General features: G+C 55.8%; 18 protein-coding genes and 6 pseudogenes. 10 read left to right on the forward strand and 14 right to left on the reverse strand.

Annotated features, from left to right (window positions below):
* Window positions 1–869 precede the first annotated feature (869 nt).
* Entirely contained in the window at window positions 870–1,094 is a 225-nt protein-coding gene (locus NDI79_RS14505) for a hypothetical protein (protein ID WP_310929252.1), read from the forward strand.
* On the opposite strand, the pseudogene NDI79_RS14510 reads toward NDI79_RS14505, so the two are convergent.
* From NDI79_RS14510 to NDI79_RS14520, 3 genes and pseudogenes are all read right to left on the reverse strand, one after another.
* Window positions 1,087–1,689 (reverse strand): annotated as a pseudogene (locus NDI79_RS14510) (IS6 family transposase); the annotation flags it as partial. The gene NDI79_RS14505 and the pseudogene NDI79_RS14510 sit on opposite strands and share 8 nt — an antisense overlap.
* A 114-nt stretch (window positions 1,690–1,803) precedes the next feature.
* Window positions 1,804–1,878 (reverse strand): annotated as a pseudogene (locus NDI79_RS14515) (IS6 family transposase); the annotation flags it as partial.
* A 52-nt stretch (window positions 1,879–1,930) separates the two neighbouring features.
* Window positions 1,931–3,169 carry an MFS transporter gene (locus tag NDI79_RS14520; protein WP_310929253.1) on the reverse strand — a complete coding sequence of 413 codons (1,239 nt, stop codon included), beginning with the start codon at window positions 3,167–3,169 and terminating at the stop codon, window positions 1,931–1,933.
* 394 nt (window positions 3,170–3,563) lie between these two features.
* On the opposite strand from NDI79_RS14520, the gene NDI79_RS23610 reads away from it, so the two are divergent.
* From NDI79_RS23610 to NDI79_RS14530, 3 genes are all read left to right on the forward strand, one after another.
* Window positions 3,564–3,740 (forward strand): DUF7534 family protein, encoded by a 177-nt coding sequence (locus tag NDI79_RS23610; RefSeq protein WP_425499609.1) that lies wholly within the window; start codon window positions 3,564–3,566, stop codon window positions 3,738–3,740.
* Between the two features lie 53 nt (window positions 3,741–3,793).
* The gene (locus NDI79_RS14525; RefSeq protein ID WP_310929254.1) at window positions 3,794–4,303 is read left to right on the forward strand and encodes a hypothetical protein; all 510 of its coding nucleotides are present in this window, start codon (window positions 3,794–3,796) and stop codon (window positions 4,301–4,303) included.
* Window positions 4,304–4,793: 490 nt separating this feature from the next.
* Window positions 4,794–6,122: a DUF6298 domain-containing protein gene (locus tag NDI79_RS14530; RefSeq protein WP_310929255.1), complete on the forward strand. Its 1,329-nt coding sequence runs from the start codon at window positions 4,794–4,796 to the stop codon at window positions 6,120–6,122.
* A gap of 176 nt (window positions 6,123–6,298) precedes the next feature.
* Here the strand turns inward: NDI79_RS14530 and NDI79_RS14535 are convergent, their stop codons facing one another.
* The 4 genes and pseudogenes from NDI79_RS14535 to NDI79_RS14550 all read right to left on the reverse strand — a co-directional run bounded on the left by NDI79_RS14535 (window position 6,299) and on the right by NDI79_RS14550 (window position 7,889).
* On the reverse strand, window positions 6,299–6,472 hold the full coding sequence (locus NDI79_RS14535) for a glycine zipper domain-containing protein (protein ID WP_310929256.1): 174 nt from the start codon (window positions 6,470–6,472) through the stop codon (window positions 6,299–6,301).
* Between the two features lie 131 nt (window positions 6,473–6,603).
* Window positions 6,604–7,127: pseudogene (locus NDI79_RS14540) on the reverse strand (PIN domain-containing protein).
* The gene (locus NDI79_RS14545; RefSeq protein ID WP_310929257.1) at window positions 7,128–7,448 is read right to left on the reverse strand and encodes a hypothetical protein; all 321 of its coding nucleotides are present in this window, start codon (window positions 7,446–7,448) and stop codon (window positions 7,128–7,130) included. It abuts the pseudogene before it with no gap.
* A 240-nt stretch (window positions 7,449–7,688) separates the two neighbouring features.
* Window positions 7,689–7,889 (reverse strand): hypothetical protein, encoded by a 201-nt coding sequence (locus NDI79_RS14550; protein WP_310929258.1) that lies wholly within the window; start codon window positions 7,887–7,889, stop codon window positions 7,689–7,691.
* Between the two features lie 138 nt (window positions 7,890–8,027).
* On the opposite strand from NDI79_RS14550, the pseudogene NDI79_RS14555 reads away from it, so the two are divergent.
* Window positions 8,028–8,201 (forward strand): annotated as a pseudogene (locus NDI79_RS14555) (RNA-guided endonuclease TnpB family protein); the annotation flags it as partial.
* A 103-nt stretch (window positions 8,202–8,304) separates the two neighbouring features.
* Here the strand turns inward: NDI79_RS14555 and NDI79_RS23615 are convergent.
* Window positions 8,305–8,460, reverse strand: coding sequence for a DUF7526 family protein (locus NDI79_RS23615; RefSeq protein ID WP_425499615.1), 156 nt, complete (start codon window positions 8,458–8,460; stop codon window positions 8,305–8,307).
* 168 nt (window positions 8,461–8,628) lie between these two features.
* On the opposite strand from NDI79_RS23615, the pseudogene NDI79_RS14560 reads away from it, so the two are divergent.
* A pseudogene (locus NDI79_RS14560) lies at window positions 8,629–9,241 on the forward strand (HD domain-containing protein).
* 1,363 nt (window positions 9,242–10,604) lie between these two features.
* Here NDI79_RS14560 and NDI79_RS14565 read toward each other — a convergent pair.
* The 4 genes and pseudogenes from NDI79_RS14565 to NDI79_RS14575 all read right to left on the reverse strand — a co-directional run bounded on the left by NDI79_RS14565 (window position 10,605) and on the right by NDI79_RS14575 (window position 11,865).
* The gene (locus NDI79_RS14565) at window positions 10,605–10,790 is read right to left on the reverse strand and encodes a hypothetical protein (RefSeq protein WP_310929308.1); all 186 of its coding nucleotides are present in this window, start codon (window positions 10,788–10,790) and stop codon (window positions 10,605–10,607) included.
* An 18-nt stretch (window positions 10,791–10,808) separates the two neighbouring features.
* Window positions 10,809–11,207: a type II toxin-antitoxin system death-on-curing family toxin gene (locus tag NDI79_RS14570; RefSeq protein WP_310929259.1), complete on the reverse strand. Its 399-nt coding sequence runs from the start codon at window positions 11,205–11,207 to the stop codon at window positions 10,809–10,811.
* Between the two features lie 18 nt (window positions 11,208–11,225).
* Window positions 11,226–11,360, reverse strand: a pseudogene (locus tag NDI79_RS23770) (DUF8069 family protein); the annotation flags it as partial.
* Between the two features lie 115 nt (window positions 11,361–11,475).
* Complete coding sequence (locus NDI79_RS14575) at window positions 11,476–11,865, reverse strand: helix-turn-helix domain-containing protein (RefSeq protein ID WP_310929260.1); 390 nt, start codon at window positions 11,863–11,865, stop codon at window positions 11,476–11,478.
* 217 nt (window positions 11,866–12,082) lie between these two features.
* Between NDI79_RS14575 and NDI79_RS14580 the strand changes: the two genes are divergently transcribed.
* Window positions 12,083–13,024 carry an NAD(P)/FAD-dependent oxidoreductase gene (locus tag NDI79_RS14580; RefSeq protein ID WP_310929261.1) on the forward strand — a complete coding sequence of 314 codons (942 nt, stop codon included), beginning with the start codon at window positions 12,083–12,085 and terminating at the stop codon, window positions 13,022–13,024.
* Entirely contained in the window at window positions 13,024–13,731 is a 708-nt protein-coding gene (locus tag NDI79_RS14585; RefSeq protein ID WP_310929262.1) for a class I SAM-dependent methyltransferase, read from the forward strand. Before NDI79_RS14580 ends, NDI79_RS14585 begins: the two co-directional genes overlap by 1 nt.
* Before the next feature lie 353 nt (window positions 13,732–14,084).
* Here NDI79_RS14585 and NDI79_RS14590 read toward each other — a convergent pair whose 3' ends face one another.
* Window positions 14,085–14,390, reverse strand: coding sequence for a hypothetical protein (locus tag NDI79_RS14590; RefSeq protein WP_310929263.1), 306 nt, complete (start codon window positions 14,388–14,390; stop codon window positions 14,085–14,087).
* A gap of 170 nt (window positions 14,391–14,560) precedes the next feature.
* On the opposite strand from NDI79_RS14590, the gene NDI79_RS14595 reads away from it, so the two are divergent.
* On the forward strand, window positions 14,561–14,794 hold the full coding sequence (locus NDI79_RS14595; RefSeq protein WP_310929264.1) for a FaeA/PapI family transcriptional regulator: 234 nt from the start codon (window positions 14,561–14,563) through the stop codon (window positions 14,792–14,794).
* On the opposite strand, the gene NDI79_RS14600 is transcribed toward NDI79_RS14595, so the two are convergent.
* Entirely contained in the window at window positions 14,795–15,052 is a 258-nt protein-coding gene (locus NDI79_RS14600; protein WP_310929265.1) for a winged-helix domain-containing protein, read from the reverse strand.
* Between the two features lie 296 nt (window positions 15,053–15,348).
* Here NDI79_RS14600 and NDI79_RS14605 point away from each other — a divergent pair, with 296 nt between their 5' ends.
* The gene (locus NDI79_RS14605) at window positions 15,349–15,978 is read left to right on the forward strand and encodes a hypothetical protein (protein WP_310929266.1); all 630 of its coding nucleotides are present in this window, start codon (window positions 15,349–15,351) and stop codon (window positions 15,976–15,978) included.
* The last annotated feature ends 939 nt before the right edge of the window (window positions 15,979–16,917 follow it).

Below are 16,917 nucleotides of genomic sequence, written 5' to 3' on the forward strand. Positions count from 1 at the left end.
AGTAAAGCCACGGTCGAAGATAGGTATACAAGGTTGTAAATACCAACAATAAGAACATCACTACAACCTGTGAGACGGTCCATTCTGTTCGCCCCCGCTACGCTGTCGTCCCAATTCACTCGCTCCGAGAACGCGGTCTGTATCTTCGGTGAGAGGGAAGTCACACCGATCTATCAGTTGAGATCGATGAAGTCTACGTGACTGCGAAGGCTGAAAGGTCGCGAGCGCGAACTCTCGGTGGCACTCGCGTGGCCCCTTGACACATAGTCGCGGAACGTATGCTGAGGGCAAGCCCGAGGTCACACTCGTTAATTACGTCAGCGACCAGTGGTTTGTCGTTCCAGCGAAGTTCGACGACGAATCGACCGCGCGACTCCTTCCCAGAGTTGTCGAGAAAGAGTCGCTCACCGCCTACATCGGTAGATTTCGAGGGTACGACCCACTCAACGATGAACAGAATTACCAGCGCGAAGCAGTCATTCGGAGTGAAGGGGACTACGTCCTGAGTAGCGCGTGCGAAGTTATCGATAGAAACCTCATAGACCGATATTCAATACCTGAGTTATAAGCCCCCTCGTGGGAGTGCTAGTGTTTATCGTCGGTCTGCTCGGGTTTATTTAGCCACAAAAGACACTCGGATTCTGGTTCTTCGGGATTCTTTCAGAATATACTTTTCTCGAACGCGGATAGATATTCTTCCGAGGTCTTAAAGCCATCTGTATACTCGTGGATATCTGGGTTGCAACCTCGGATAGACTCAATTGCTCAAGTTAACTTCTGTATTCATCAATCTCAGGAGTACCATCTCTCTGGTAGCAAACTTTACCCAGTAGAATGCTCTACTGAAGAACAGGGTCACGTCGGTGAAGATGGAAGACGACACTAAGTCTCGGCTCAAACTGTTACAGGCCGAAATTCGGCTGAAGACAGGCAAACGAGTAACCCCACAGGACATCCTCGCACGGCTCGTTGAGCATGCCATTGAGTCCAAGGCAGGCCTCGTCGACTCGTTCCGAGAGGAACGTGTTCCCCTGGCCGAATCCGAGCGCGAGAAGTTCCACGATGGGATGGTCTCGTCGGCACTGTCTAGTTAACCTCTTCAGCCGGCGTTCGTCCATTGAGCGCTTGATGCGGTCGTTGAACGTTATAGTAATGAGCGAACAGTGCAAGCCACTGGCGGACGCTCAGCCGACTGCCCACCCACGAATTATGGAAGCGGTCAACTCGCATTTTGAGGGTGTGAAACCACTTTTCGATCAGATTTCGGTCCGTATAGTCGACCCGACCGCTCAGCCCTAATCGAGAGAGTGCAGTCCGATAACCGAATTGATCGACCAGAAACACCGTGTCTTCGCAATTGTGTTTCTCGACGACTCCGTGAAGGAACGCAGCCGCCGAATCGGTGCCATGTCTTTTGAACAGCTGTACGTCGAGAAGTAACTTGGTGTCGATGTCTATTGCAGCGTACAACCAAGACCACTCGCCATTGATTTTGACAGCGGTTTCGTCGACGGCGACCCGCGACGGCTGCGCCGAAGGCGGGTCTGAGACGCTGTCAGCCAGTCGATGTACCCACTGGAAAATCGCCTGAAACGAGCGATCTACGCCGAGTAGATGCAGAATCGCCTCTGTTTCCCTGAGCGAGAGACCGGCAGCGTGGAGGCGGACGGCGAACGCCCTGACGGGCGTCCCCAGAACCCTTCGGGTTCTGGTGTGCGAACGAGACGTGAAGCGTCTCGTCAACGTTCGAAAGACGCGATGCGTCTTTCGGGCCCACAAACTCGCTTCGCGAGTTTGGGACGTCGCCGTCCGCTCCCGCTGCCAACATTCAAGCGTTGCAGTGTCTAAACTCTCTTTGAGCAGGTCTGAGAGTAGCATGAATCACTAGCTCTTCAACCTGCTCGTCCTTATCTAGACAGTGCCGCGGAGCTTAGTGTTGGATTGATTCATCGCCGATAGGAGCCTCCCAGAGAAGGATGGCCGTTGCCCCAACGACGAGAACGATACCACCGACACCCAGTGCAAACAGCGGAGAGACGGCGTCGGATATGACGCCGCTTCCGAGTTGAAACGGGACGACTGCGAGGCCGCTGACCATCGCCATCGCACTTAGAACGGTGGCGCGAGCGAGCGTCTCCACACGGTCATTGATGTACTGCCCGGCGAACGAACGGGTGACATCCGAGACTCCTCGAATCAGAAGGAACGTCGGAAGGGCAAGCACCGGGAGGAAGTACATCCCGATCAGCGCGCCACCAACGGCGAACGGGAGGACGAGAAACCACGTTTGTAGTCCGATCGTCTCTCTGATTGCCCCCGTGTAGTAGTTGAGTACCGCGCCGACGAGACTGTACGCCGCATAGAACCACCCTAACAGGGTTTCGACCTGTGATTGCTGGATTCCGAGGTCGAGAACGACGGTCTCGAAGATCGGCTGGAGGAAGACGAATACGAGGTACGTGACCGCGGCGTACAGAACATAGTAGTAGAGCAGGAACGACCGCAAACGGCGACGACCGAGGACCGTTCTCACGATACGGACCGTTCGACGGAGGCTCAACTCCTCAGTCGCGGTTTCCTTGTACGTCTGGGGTTCGTCAAGCGTGAGCAGTACCACGACCCCGAGACTCGTCACGCCCGCTGCGACGAACCAGGGATACGAGAGGTCGATGCTGCCGAGATACCCACCGAGAATCGCCGCACCGGCTCCAACGGCCAACGCCGCCGATTCTCCTCGCCCCCGAACGTGGGCAAACTCGTCTTCGGAGAGGTCGTCGGTGAGTGTGTCGTAGAGCCACGCGTCTTCGCTCCCGGAGCGGAAGTTGTAGCCCAGTGACCAGCAGACGTAGAGGCCTGCCAGCGGAAGAAACGAGTTCGACAGACCGATACCGAGGAGTGTCAGTGATATGAGTGACGTCCCGATGAGGAGGCTGTTGCGTCGTCCAACGCGGTCGCCGATGTAGCCAGTCGGTATCTCTCCGAACAACGTCGTCAGATTGTAGAGCACCTCCAGAATGGAAATCTGAGTGAACGAAAGCCCCTGAGCCAAAAAGAAGAGGTACATGATGGGCCGATAGAATTCGACCGCTTTCGTCGACTTGTATATGTAATACTGTAGGATGTTTCCAGAGACAGCCTCCCGGATGCCATCTCCTGTGGCTTCTCCCATGCGTATGCTGGCGAAGGAAGAGCCGACAAGTATAGCCTGTTATTACAGAATAGCTGATTAGTGCATATTTCGGCGTATTTAGCCGGTATACTCATCTGATCAATTGCTCTAAGAAGCGGTCGGATGGTGATTAGTCAACGGTCAATTCACACCGCTGTTCTGAGCGATTCCATTCTCTAACACCAGTGCCGAGTCCGTTGACCGATTCGCGCCCTCTATTCAGCACGCTCGCAGAGACCTCGTCGAACGTTGTCAGTAACTAGGTACTGAGTACAGAGGGAGTATGCAGCAGAGCGTTACCCTTCATTTCACAGTGGATGGGTCAAACGAACCGATTAGACGAGCGTGCGAATTTGTCGGTGGAAGTATGAGTAGGACTGTCTAATTCCACGGTATGGACTTATCACGCCGTTCCCGGTTCGTCATCTACGAGTCTCTGTTTATTATCCTCGGATTCGCAATCGCCGCTCAGATCGCGCCCCCAGACATCTATAGCCAACTACTCGGGACGTTCGTGATCCTCACGATTACACTCCCACTTTCCTACTGGCTGGTGTACAAACGTCAGTAACAGAGACACATCCGTTTTATTATTGAGCAACCACGTTCTTCAGCGATTAGAACATGACCAGCTATCTGGGCGTCTCTCGGCGGGACGTCGGGGCAGGCCTCGCCGCAGGCGGGTCGGCTTTCCTTGGTGCCGTCCTGATTAACCTCTGGAACTTCGTTCAGACATTCAGAGCCCGCGGATTCAACTCCGCTAGCATAGCGGAGTACCGACGAGGAAGTGAGATCATCTTTCTCGGGGGTATCTTCGCACCGATTATCGCTGTGTTCGTCGGGACCGTCGTCTGGCGCGTGCTGATGCCGGACGAGCCGAACCCACTCTACGGCGCCATCGCAGGCGTCGTTTCAGCGTTCGGTACGCTGTTCGTATTTGCGGCTTCGATAGGTTTCGTGTTCTCTCTGAGTGAATTTTCCGCTGGCCCATTCATTGGGGCGATTTTTGAGTTCCTGTTCTTGACTGTTCTAATCGCTGTATTCGGCGGCCTCATTACCGCCCCCGTCGTCACCCCACTCGGTGCGTTTGTGGGATACGGCTACGAGCGGTATATCGTAGAAAGCCAGGGGTAATTACTGGATTGCGGCCTCTCGGTTGTTCCGACACTCGTTGAGTACGTATCCAAACGACCCGACTAATACATATTCAGTCACTGAATACGGCTTTGTCAAAACCCTCAGCAGTTGATAGAGCCGGCGTGCTGAATAGAGAGGATGAGCCTTGTTTAGGCACCCCAGATAGCCTCGGTTGATGACGCTGTTAGGTGATCAGAATTCATTCCTAAGAGTTGCTCTCCCCGATTTCATTGGTGAGCAAACAGCCGTAGCGGACGAACTGGACCGCGTCTAAACAAGGCCGAGAGGATGTATTCAGCACGGAGGGTTCGTTTGTTCCATCTCACCGACGCTGAACTAACTGCTGAGTAGCGCCTGCTTATCTATCGTTTCGTTCCGAACTGAATTCGTTTGGTATCGGTCTACCAATCCCAAATTATACTCTCAGACTCTTCCTCTGTCGTGAGTTACCATGTGATTTATGCTCATTACCCGGCACCAACGAGATATGACTGAGCGGGTCCGTCGGAGTTCTGAGAATCCGTGGTACTGGTTGTACGATGATACACCGACTCTTCTCCTGGGAGGAACGGACAAAGACAACCTCTTTCAGTGGACCGGCGACCGACTACACGACCATCTCGACCAGCTCGTGGAAGCGGGTGGGAACTTCGTTCGTAACACTCTCTCCGACCGGAAGGAGGAGGACGTTTCGCCGTTCGGACGGGACGACGGGACGTACGACCTCCAGAAGTGGAACGATACGTACTGGAACCGACTCTCCGAGTTTCTCGACACGGCAGCCAAGCGTGACATCGTCGTCAAGTTGACGCTCTGGGACCAGCACGACTTCGTCGGCGACAGGTGGGACAACCACGCTTGGAACCCGGTCAACAACACGCTTCCCGAAGACGCGCTTCCCGCGACCGGCGGTGACCACTGGCAGGACCGGATCGCCTTCTTCCGCACGATCGAGGAGGACAACGACACCGTTCTCGCCCACCAAGAGCGATTCGTCGACGAGGTTCTCAGTCACTCGCTCGACTACGAGAATGTCATCTACAACGTCACCAACGAGGGGTGGGCCGGGATCAAGTGGGAGCTGCACTGGGCTGACCATGTGCTCGACCGGGCCGAGGAGCGCGGTGTGAGCGTCGAGATCGCCAACATGAATATGACGCCGGAGGACTCAGTCAGGAAAGTAATCGACCATCCCGAGACGTTCTCGTACGTCGAACTCTCCCAACACAACCAGCACTTCGCGGGGGCGAGCGGCCAGGATCACTGGGATACCCTCCAGACCTGGCGTGGGGACGTGCGGGACGCTATCGGTCCCCGTCCGTTCAACAACGTGAAGATCTACGGCGGCTTCAACGGCGGAAACGACGCCGCCGGCGACGCCGAGCAGGCGGTCCAGTGGTTCTGGCGGAACGTTATCGGCGGCTGCGCTGCCTGCCGATTCCACAGACAGGTCGCCGAGGGCGACGAAGGGTGGGGAATCGGCGCGAGCGAGCGAGCGCTCACACACGTCCGATCGGTTCGGATGATCGAGGAGACGGTCGACCTGTGCAGTCTGACACCGCGACAGGACCTGTTAGTCGACGCTGCCGCCAACGAAGCATACTGCGCCGCTGCGCCGGGTGAGTCGTACATCGTGTACTTCCCGACGGGGGGCGATGTCACGCTCCGTCTCGAAGACGAGTCGTACCGACTTCGATATCTCAACGCCGAAACGGCAACGTGGGCGAACGACGAGATTACCGATACCGGGACAGAGATACTGTTGGACCCTCCGGAACAGCGAAATTCGGTTGCCGTCCTCACTGCGGAATCGTAATCACTGACGAGCGTGTTGCTTTCGTAAACAGCTGATTTCACTTCGGTCTGTGATGAACTATGAGTGTCTCACCTCTATTCAGCACACTCGTCGAGGCCTCACCAAAACCTGTCAGAAGCGTCGTGACCGATTCAGAGGGTGCATTCAGCAAGACTTCGATGTTCGTTTATATATCTCTATTCTCGGTTGCTCAGTCCAGCTCCAATTGCAGCACCAAGTGCCACTCCGATAGCGAGCCACAATCCAAGATTATCTGTCGCAGAACCGATAGCGACACCGAGTGCAAGTCCAATCGCCATTCCTGCCCCCACGTCTTTCCCGCTTGATGTTGTCTCGCTTTCCTCACTCATGTACTCTCGTGGACTTTTGGAGGTAGTAAGTCCACCGTACACGTAACACCGAGACTGGCACCGTCGAGTGACCGACTTGCACACTCTATTCAGCAGAGATGCGAGAAGCTATCTGAAATCTGCAGGAAGTATCAATATCCCTCTCGTTGCTGTTGCAGTGTCGCTCTTGCGCGTGCGACGTAGGAGTTCGCTGACCAACTTCGGGCCTCACTCATCCTCTCAAGGAATCGGTGCGCAGAACCAGGTAAGAGCACGTCGTTCCGCACGAGGGCAGTGAGTAGGATCGGCGTCGTCACGAGGCGAGTTTCGACCAGTGATGCGTGGATAAGTGCTAGCCGGTTGAATTCGTCGCAGAGGAGTTGAACCGCGTTCACTCCGTTCGCCAGCGTGACTGCCGCGTTCTCGGCATCGTCAAGTGGAAACGTTTCGTCCAGTTCGACGGGACGGACTTCGAACCATTCTTACGGTCGAGCACGGCCCGTGCCGCCGCTCCAGAGGCGTCATCGTAAGAGGCCGTTCCAGCTAACTCTTCGAGGACTTGCTCGGGGAGTAGTAATTCGTGCGACTCCAGGAGGGTATCCAGTGGGTTCGTTGTGGCATCGACAACCGTTCCCAAACTAACGAGAGCGGAAGTATCAGCGACGATGCGAACCATCTATGTGTCAGCCAACTCCTCCGCCACATCGTCAACGAATGTCTCGCTTAGTTGCCGCTTCAGGAGACGGAAATTTGCGGCCTCCTCGTGGCCGACGAGAGACTTTAATTCCTCGAAGGTGATGTCGTCGTCATAGTACGCTTCTGCGACCTCTTGCTTTACTTCATCAGAGTGCGATGCGTCCCGAAGGTACTCTCGGAGGGCGGTGATGAGAATGTCTGTCTTGTCTGTCTCGAACACCGCTGCGAGAGTGTCAGCCCGTTCCACTAGCCCTTTCGGCGCTCGGAACTGAACGCGCTTCTTCTCCGATTCGGAACCCATGTGTGTACATTGTGAGTGCGACAGCAAAATGCTTGCCTCGCGCGGTCGTCGAACGATACTCATCCTATCAAACTGGTCTGACCGACTTGCGCCCTCTGTGCAGTACGGCCGCAGCAACCTCACCGAACGCTGTCAAGAGCGACGTGCTGCGTACAGCGGTTGAATCTCTTATGGAGGCCTCGTTAATTCCGCCTCATTGGCTCTGATCGGACCGCTAAGTGGATATGCGAGAGGATTAGGTCAGATGTCGAATCCGTTTCGCCTGAGTGCCTCTGCCAGCTCTCCATCAGGGTCAGCCACAAACTTAACCAACGATGACTCAGGCCTTGTTGTCGTATATAGTTCAGAGTCGATATTGTCGGGGATCTCGTTCGCATGCGCCTTGTCTACAACTGCAACTGATATTTTTGGCCTCGTGTTCGCGTCTTTTGACTCACTCATTAACTGATGGTACAGGGAAGGGATGTTTGGCTTTTGCTATCGAGTGCGAAATTCCGATTTGTCCATATTGAGTGCCGAATCGATGGCCGAGACGCGCGCTCTATCCAGCACGGCCTCAGCAAACTATCCGCGGCTGAGGATTTCAACAGAGCCAGAAATATCGCAGACCGCTACCTTAGTGGAGAGAGCCATTCAAGAGAACACACGGATGGCGATGACTCGGCCGAGGATGGGGGGCGTTTGACCGCCTCACAAGACACCCAAGCCGATGCTAACACCCAGCAAGAGACGCTTGGAACGTATGCGTCTTGAAACCATAGGGCCACGACCAGCCTGAAATCCCGTGGTGGGATTCTCGCGTCTTCAGGCGCGGGAGGAGGTCAATAGGTCGGGGACAGAAGGCGAATTACGACAATCACCGCTCAAGGAGCTGACGACGGATGAACGCCCAGAGAAGCTGCGAGAGGAGACCGACTTTCCGGAGCACGACGGCGTACCGCGACTCGGCCAACTGCTGCAGACGGGGCGTCAGATCATGCTCGCCCAGTTCGGATGGCGGAACGACGTGCAGGCCGCATCCTGAATTGTCTCGGTCACACGTTCACGAGGGGAGCGAGTAGGATGAAATGCCTACTATCGTTCTACAACGAGCATCCAGCCGTCAACGGCGCACGTAAAACCGAGAACGACTCGGAGGAGGACTCGGTACGTTGAATGGGTCGCTTTTCGTCTCCCTGAGATGATGACTGACGACCTCAACTCCTTGCTCGAGTGGTTCGACCTGAAGGACGAACTTCGGCACGGGATGGGTGCTCCGGAACATCGACGCACCGGAATCAGTCGCAGCCCACACGTGGGGGACTGCGGTGCTGTGTCTGCTCTATGCCGAACAAGAGAATGTCGACCGCCAGAAGGCGGTGGCGATGGCACTCATCCACGACCTCGGTGAAGCTCGGACGGGCGATATCCCAACTCGCGCGGAGGACGGACGCCAGACCGTCCCCGCCGCCGAGAAGGAGGCGGCCGAACGGAGCGCGGTCACTGACCTCGTCGGACCATTCAACCACACCGAACTCCTGTCGCTCTGGGAAGAGTACGAGGCTCGTGACACCCCGACGGCGCAGTTCGTCAAGGACATGGATCTGATCAACAACTGTCTCCAAGCGCTCAAATACGAGCGGCAAAATCGGTACGATGAAACCGAGACGAACGACCATTTCGCCGAGTTCGAGAACTTAGACGAGTTCTTTGCGACCGCCGCGCCGCGCTTCCAGACCGCGCTCGGCGAGGACCTGTTCGAGCGAATTACATCGGAGTACGAACGAGAACTCGGGCGATCCTGCCAACTCTAAATACGTTCTTCTCACCCGGAACTGTCCTCGGTCAGTGGACATTCCGCACGAACTGCCCCTGTGTTATTTCGTCTTCTACAAACAGGTCCCGTCTACTCGAGTACTGCGGGTCCTTTTTGTAGCGAAGTCTGATTTAGACTGCGTTTATTCGTATGAAATTTCCACAGTCAGAACACTTCAGTACCCTCATCTGTTGCTTGGGAGGTTCATCGCTGTCTTCCAAGATTCCGCCCCGAGTTAGTGCTGACTCAATGACAACTGTGACGCGATGTTCGTGTACACCGCTGCATTCAGTACAATCAATCAGTACCGTCTCTGAAACACCCGGTGCTGTTGTTTCCCCACTCATTCAACTCCTCTCTGCACCAGATTCTGAACATAATTTAACTGTTCCATATTCTTATGTGTATTCACTACACCATATATTTTGAGCCGTAATATACTTGCACGCATGACAAACAATCATGAATAGGGGGACGGAATCCTTCAAGATGAGATACTATGTCAGCGACTAACCGAACACTGTCAAGAGTGGCGTGCTGAATATAGAGGATGTATGCAGCACGGAGAGTTCATTTGTTCCATCATATCGACGGTGAACCAACCGCTGAGTAGAGACGTGCGAATTGACCGATTACTCGTCTACCACTCTTTTTTTAAATAAGATATGCTAACGGACTCATTAGATGATAAATGAGAACGGTCATTCCCCAAAAATAGCTCGCTGGAATCTATCGAGTGTCCAAGACGGACACGGCGACTCGGAGTTACCTGATTGTTTTATCTCGATTCTGCTGTCCACGGGCTTACGTTTTGATGAGGCAAACACCGAGTCAACTGCCGGTTTGTGGACTGCCGAGGACCGAACGGCTTCACCATTCGGCTCGACACCCATCCGAGGGCACTCAGACCTTTGCCACTCGGTGAAAGTGAACGAGGACGGGCGCTGTATCCCCGACGTAAACGGCGAGGTTTTAGCGCCCTGCACCGCCGATAATGATTGTGGAGCATTTCCTCCGAACTTACCGAAGCTACTCAACACATCGGGGGGCAGAAAGAACAGTTCTCTCGATGACGTGGCTCACGACTGACGACTACCGGGGTCAAATCCACTGAATCCTTCACTCGTATCTCGCCGTATCGAGAGCCTTTCGTCACTTAGTCGTCGTTAGCGGTGTACGCGCCGCCACGGCGAGGAGACGATTTCATCGAGTTTGTCGAGTAACGAGGGGAAGAGACACGAGTTTCGACCGTCGGCTGCGTCAATGCCAATCACAACGGGTGTGATTGACGGTGGGTCATGGCATTTTGCAGACTCAAAACAGGTGTCGATACCGACGGGAGTGCGAAGAGTTCTGTTAGCTCACTCGTCTTCGAGTGCAGCGTAGATCTCCGTATGGCGGCGTCCGTCAAGTTTCCCCATCTCGAGGGCGATCTGGTGGCGTTCGGCGTCACTCTCGGCCGCCTGATATCGCTCGTATAGTCGGCGAACTTCTTCATCGACCGTCGCCGAGGAATCGGTGCTGGACGCCATCTCTGTGTCGAACATACTCTGTGTGTCCCTTTATCAGTTGCGACGAGCGCACGCTCGGAAGTAGATGACTGCTGTGTCGATGTCGACGGCAGCTTCGTTGGTCGCAAAGCGGTGCAGTAAGGCGCGAATTTCGTCGCCGTAGTCGAACGTGTGTCCATTTAGCATATAAAAGACAACCACCGTTCGGAGCGCCGTTCGCTTGTTCCCGTCGACGAACGGATGGTCTGCAACAAGCAGCCGCATCAGATGGACCGCTTTTTCGTGCAGCGTCTGTGGCACCTCCCCAAAGTATCCTTCAGAGATGTACTGCACTGCAGATTCGATTGCGTCCTCCGATCGAACTCCGGGTTCTGTGGCGTCACCCTCGTCAACGATCTGCTCGTGGAGATCGAGAATGAGCTCGACCGAAGGATAGGCGACGTCGTCTGTCACAGTTGCGATTCTCTCGTGCTAGCCAATAGTCGTTTCTTCCGTCTTGTAACACTCTCCTCTCTTGTCGGTGTCGCGAGCGGCGGTCCAGCCTTGATGGAAGACCGCAAGTTGGAGGATCGAGTCGGCTGCTTCGTCGCTTGGCTCGTGGACGACAGTGACAAAACCGATACCCAAACCATTGCGTCCAAATCGGCGTTCCCCAATTGCACGCACTCAAGAGCGAAGACACAGAAAACACCAGTCAAACATCGAGAATGAAACCACTATTCTACTCGAAAGAACAATCCCCGACATACGTATCCCGGAACTCCTGAATGAGTTGGCCGGTCTCGGCGTACCACTGGTTGAGCATGCGTTGAAGTTCGTTCGCGATTTCATCAGGATCGGAAACAGTATACACGTGATGGTAGCCGCCCTTCGGACAGCTTTCTTGTCCTTGCACAGCGACGCCTGCCTCTTCGAGTCGTTTGACTGAGCGGTACGCAGTCGTCCGCTCTTTGCCGATGAATTTCGCAACGTGATCCACGGTAAGCGGTTCAGACGATTCCGCTAACAGTCGAAAGACGGCTCTGTCGATCTCGTTCAGTCCGAACATACACTCGAGAAGACCCTCGCACTCCCGCCCAGTCCGGAGTTGCTTTTGTACGGCGTCTGGCATCGTTACCGAAGGGTCGTACTATTACCACATAAAGATTGCACTCACTCTGCAAGTGTCTACAACTACGGAATCGATGTAGAGCAATTGAATAGAACGAACCAATTCACTGTATCGGCTTTCGTAGCCGTTTGGGACCAGAAAAGTCCGATATACCTCTCTGAGCAATTCGCGCTCAGCAGCAGCAATCTTATCACCTCCCATCCTAATTGCAGTAGCGATGCAAACAGCGAATGGTGATTCGGAGTACGACGTTCTCATCGTCGGCGGCGGGCCTGCGGGGTTGAGTGCAGCCCTCCAGTTAGGGCGCTCGCTCCGCAGTGTCTTGGTCTGTGACAACGACGAACCGCGTAACGGGCCAGCAGCAGAATCACACGGATACCTAACGAGAGACGGTATCTCACCGACGGAGCTCCGTCGACTCGGGCGTGAGGACGTCCTCACGTACGGCGGTGAGTTCCGAGATGAGAAAGTGACGGACGTCAGGAAAGACGACGACGGATTCACCAGTACGCTGGAGTCCGGCGAGACCGTCACGAGCCGGAAGGTCGTCCTCGCGACTGGCATCAGGGACACTCTTCCAGATACCGACGGCTTCGAGGAGTTCTGGGGGAGCGGTGTGCATCACTGCCCCTACTGTCACGGCTACGAAGTTCGTGATGAACCCCTCGGTGTCGTGGTCACGAACGAGCACATGCTCGACTACGCGACGCTCATCTACAACCTGAGCGACGACCTCGTCGCATTCACCGATGGGCAGGACGTCTTCGATGACGAATCGCGGTCGCTGTTTGTCGAGCGAGGCGTCGACATCGAAGCCGAACCGATTACTGCACTCAATGGCTCCGATGGCGACCTCGAGAGCATCTCCCTCGCGGACGGTCGCGAGGTCGTCTGCCACGCACTGTTTTACCCGCCGCCGATGGAGCAACACAGCGACCTCCCGGAGCGACTCGGTCTCGACGTGAGCGACGTCGGACTCGTCGAGACGACACGGTCCCAGCATGGGATGGGGTTCACGTCGGTCGAGGGACTGTTCGTCGCTGGTGACGCCTCGAGCGGGGGTCCGCCGTCCATCCCATCCGCCGTCGCCGATGGCCACGCGATCGGTGCGACCGTCAACATGGAACTCTCCAAGGAAGACTTCGAAGGAGAGCAGTAATGGACGAATCGCTCGGGGAGCTCGCCGATCGCTTCTCGCAGATCGCCGATCGGTACAATGAGAAACACGGCAGCGGCGAGAACCCGATTTACAATGCGTACGCTTCACTCGTCGTCGAACACGCCGACCCGCGCCCCGACGACGTCGTCCTCGACCTCGGGACGGGGACGGGCCTAATTGCGCTCGCGTTAGCCGAGGACGCCGGCCGCGTCGTCGGTCGCGATATCAGCGACGGGATGATCGAGCAGGCGCGGTCGAAAGCCGCCGAGGCGGGAATCGAGAACGTGGAGTTCGGCTACGGCGAGTTTCGCGACCCACGCTACGACGGGGACGTCGACACCGGGTCCTCGGAGACGCCCCGAACCGACACTCGTGATGCTCGCGTCGACATCGTCGTCTCGAACTTCGCGCTGCACCACCTCCCCGACGAGGAGAAACGCGAGGCTATCGAGGCCATCGCCGATTTGAACCCAAAGCGATTCGTCCTCGGTGACGCGATGTTCTTCGGGTCGTCCGAGCCTGACGAACCGCTCTTCGGTCACGGGGTCGACGGAGCAACCGTGGGGATGCTCGTGGACGTACTGACTGATGTCGGGTTCGCGGTCACGGCGGTCGAGCGCGTGCACGACCAAGTGGGCGTCTTGGTCGCCGAACGAAGGGACGCAGAGCGGGCTTACGATTCACCAGAGGATCGACAACACCGCTGACGACTGAGACTACAAATAGTTCTGCGGAACTGTACTCTCTATTTCGGACGAGGACATCGATCGAAGAACAGACCAACTCCAGGGCCTGTGCTCTTTTGTGAGATATCGAGCACGTAGATAGCAAACGGAATGCTGCAGTATCGCTGCTATCGAACGTCGCTACTCTATGTGACACTCGTGGACTTCAATCCGCTCTGAAAGTCCGATTACTTCACAGACGGGACACTCAACCAAGGGCGTCGGTGGCAACTCGTCCGTCGCTTCGATCGCCGCCTGCAGATGCGCCTGGACATCGGGGTCTGCTGTCCGTGTCAGCGCCTGTACGAGATGCATCCGTAGTTCCGCCCGTACGCTCATCGATCAGATTCTATGCGCTCTGCGTTCATTCTGAGACCGAGTGCTGAAAGCGGCCCCATCGAAGCCCACCCACGCTTCAGCTCAACGAACGCACGCCACTCTTCTAGCGAGCGACCAGCGAGCGGCTGGTAGTGATCGAGCTCGCGACCGTCGTAGACGACGACTGCGTCGGCGGGTCGGTAGTAGTGGTGGCTGTAGCCGTCTGTATCCGTTCCAAGCGTGAACGACCGGGCCATCGCGTCGGCGAGGGAGCCAGCAATCGAGACAGTAGGTTCTTGTGCGTCTGCTTTCGTAGTGGACATTGGTCTTCTAGCACCTATCGGAAGACCCGTCCCGCGTGTTCTAGCACGCGGGCATTCTACGTACCTACGGACAGGTCTTCCTTACCAGTTGCTTGGTGGCAATTGGGTATATAGCTTTCCATTTGCCTCTTGGCAACAGGAATATACGCGTTTGTCTCAGACCGCAATACATGGAACGTGAACGAGACAAACACGGACGCTATTCTTCACAAATCACGCTCGAAGACGTACTTGACGTGCTCTCAAGTGCAGACACTCCCGTGCTGACTGCTAAGCAAGTCGCGGACGCGCTCGATTGCTCGAGTGAGTCTGCTCGACAGAAACTACATCAACTACACGATGAAGGAAAGGTGGGAAAGATGGATGTCGGTGCTCGTGCAGTCGTGTGGTGGGTTGAAGAGTAGCTACTCTTGTGTCTCGAGCTGCTCGGGTTCGACCTTTCCCTCCAGATAGTCGTGTCCCAACTCACTCAGTTCGTAGTATCCACCATCGCCAACTTCCTCGACCAATCCATGTGTCTCTAGCTCAGCTAAGCGGAGGCGTACCGTAGAGTAGCCGATCTGGTGTCCATGACGGTTGAGGTTTCTGTAGAGAGGTTTCGGAGGGAGCTCCAAATCGTGCTCTGCGAGAAACTCCAGGATGAGCCCATCTTTCAGCGACATCCAGTCTGGGCGGGGACGCATCTATCGAGCGAACAAGTTTCCAGTGCAATAGAAGAGCCGATGAACAGTCTGTTTGTCATATATGTGATGCAGTAGTAGCGTATATGTGCTAATTTTATTAGTGTGCCGACTACTACTCTGGATAGATACCACTCATCGGGTCATCTGGTTCTTGAGAAAGGACCCGTGTTAGAGCACGGATCCAGGGTGGTTTCGTCCAACCGCATGCTACAGAACACCCCATACACGCAAAAAGCTCTCGTCGCACAGCCACCTCACATTCAGGAGGCGACCGCATGAGTGAGCCCGCCCTCGAAGCACTCGAAGCACGCTTGAACGAACTCGAAGAACGCGTCTCGACCCTCGAAGAAGAAAACGAGGAACTCAGACAGACAGTCGAATCCCAACGCGAAGAACTCACCGAGTACCGCGAAAAGCTCGACACTCAAACTACCAAACGCGACGCCGCGGCCGACCACAGAAAACACCTCCAGCAACGCCTGCACGCACTCGAGAGCGAAAACAAAGACACCGAGGACACCGACCAGTCCATAAAAACCCGCTCACCCCTCCAACAGCTCGTCGGCCTCCCCGCGAAACTCACCGAAAAACTCACCGCCAACCAAGAGCGCGCGCGTTTCATCGCCCAGGACATCCGTGAATATGCCACCAAAGTCCCCGCCGGCTTCGCGATCGACTCCGCGTGCATCCGTCGCATCCTCAACGCCAGGGAGGGTCAGACGCCCCACACCCAGACCGTCACTCGAGTCATGGAGTTTCTCGACCGACTCGGCAAAGACGACGTCCGGGTAATCAAACGCCGCGGGACGAAACGCGTGATCTTCACCGAGGGTGCGGTCTCGGAACTCGCTGAAACCGACTCCTCACCGCGTGGCATCACAGACGTGGTGATGGGGTGGACATAGAGCCGGTGTGATAGCGCGCCTCCGAACACGGTGAAGAACAGCGGACACGGTGCTGTCCGCACTCTCGCTAGCAGCAGCACCCGGAAACTCCCCATTTGTACAGAGTGAAATAGAAGCAAAAGACACGAGTGTCGGCCGTCGTCCGCGCCGATACGAATCACAACGGGTGTGATTAACGACTCGGGGTCACTCCCAGCGAGTGACTGCCTGTCGTTCGTGCACGGCTTGGCGCCGTTGTCTCATCGTCGAGGAGGTCGTCGCATCCGCCAGTGCGTCGGCGTGTTCGTCTCCGAGTGCGGCCGAGAGCGACTCGCCGATGAGCGTATTCGTCCGGCAGTCCGATGAACTTCGATAGTACCGTGTTGACCGACGTGAACGTCACATCCTCGTCGAGCGTGTATATGACGTGTGTAGAAATACGAACACGGACACAGCGTCGACATACGTGAGAAATTGAGCGGGCACCGCGAGAGCGTCGAAGAAACATTGAGATACCAAGAGAATCAACCACCAGAGAAGATCTCGTGACGGACGCACCCGACCTCCCAGACCGACGGCATAGCTCCACCGGGAAGGAGAAACTGACATGCTACAAATGTGGGTCGGGATTCTACTTTAGCGGTGACGCTACCCGAACTCGGTGTCCGAACTGCGAGAAAAACGTGCTTGTCTGGCGGGCACGCATCTCGGCGTACGGTGAGAACCAGTTCGTCCGAGCACTAGCTGCGGGACCGAAGACGTCCCGTGAGCTGCACACTGAACCAACAGACAAGATTAGAGATGTCGTTCAGAAGCTTCGCCCACCCGGAAACGATGGAAGCGGGGAGGGCCTTACCGTCTACTATCTCCCGGGAGACGAGCGTCGCGCAGTCGATGTCTTCATCGAAGCGAATCACAGCTACGTCAAGCAATGTCTCACAAAAGAACGAAACAACCAGC

The sequence above is a fragment of the Halogeometricum sp. S3BR5-2 genome (genome assembly GCF_031624635.1).
Taxonomy (GTDB): domain Archaea; phylum Halobacteriota; class Halobacteria; order Halobacteriales; family Haloferacaceae; genus Halogeometricum; species Halogeometricum luteum.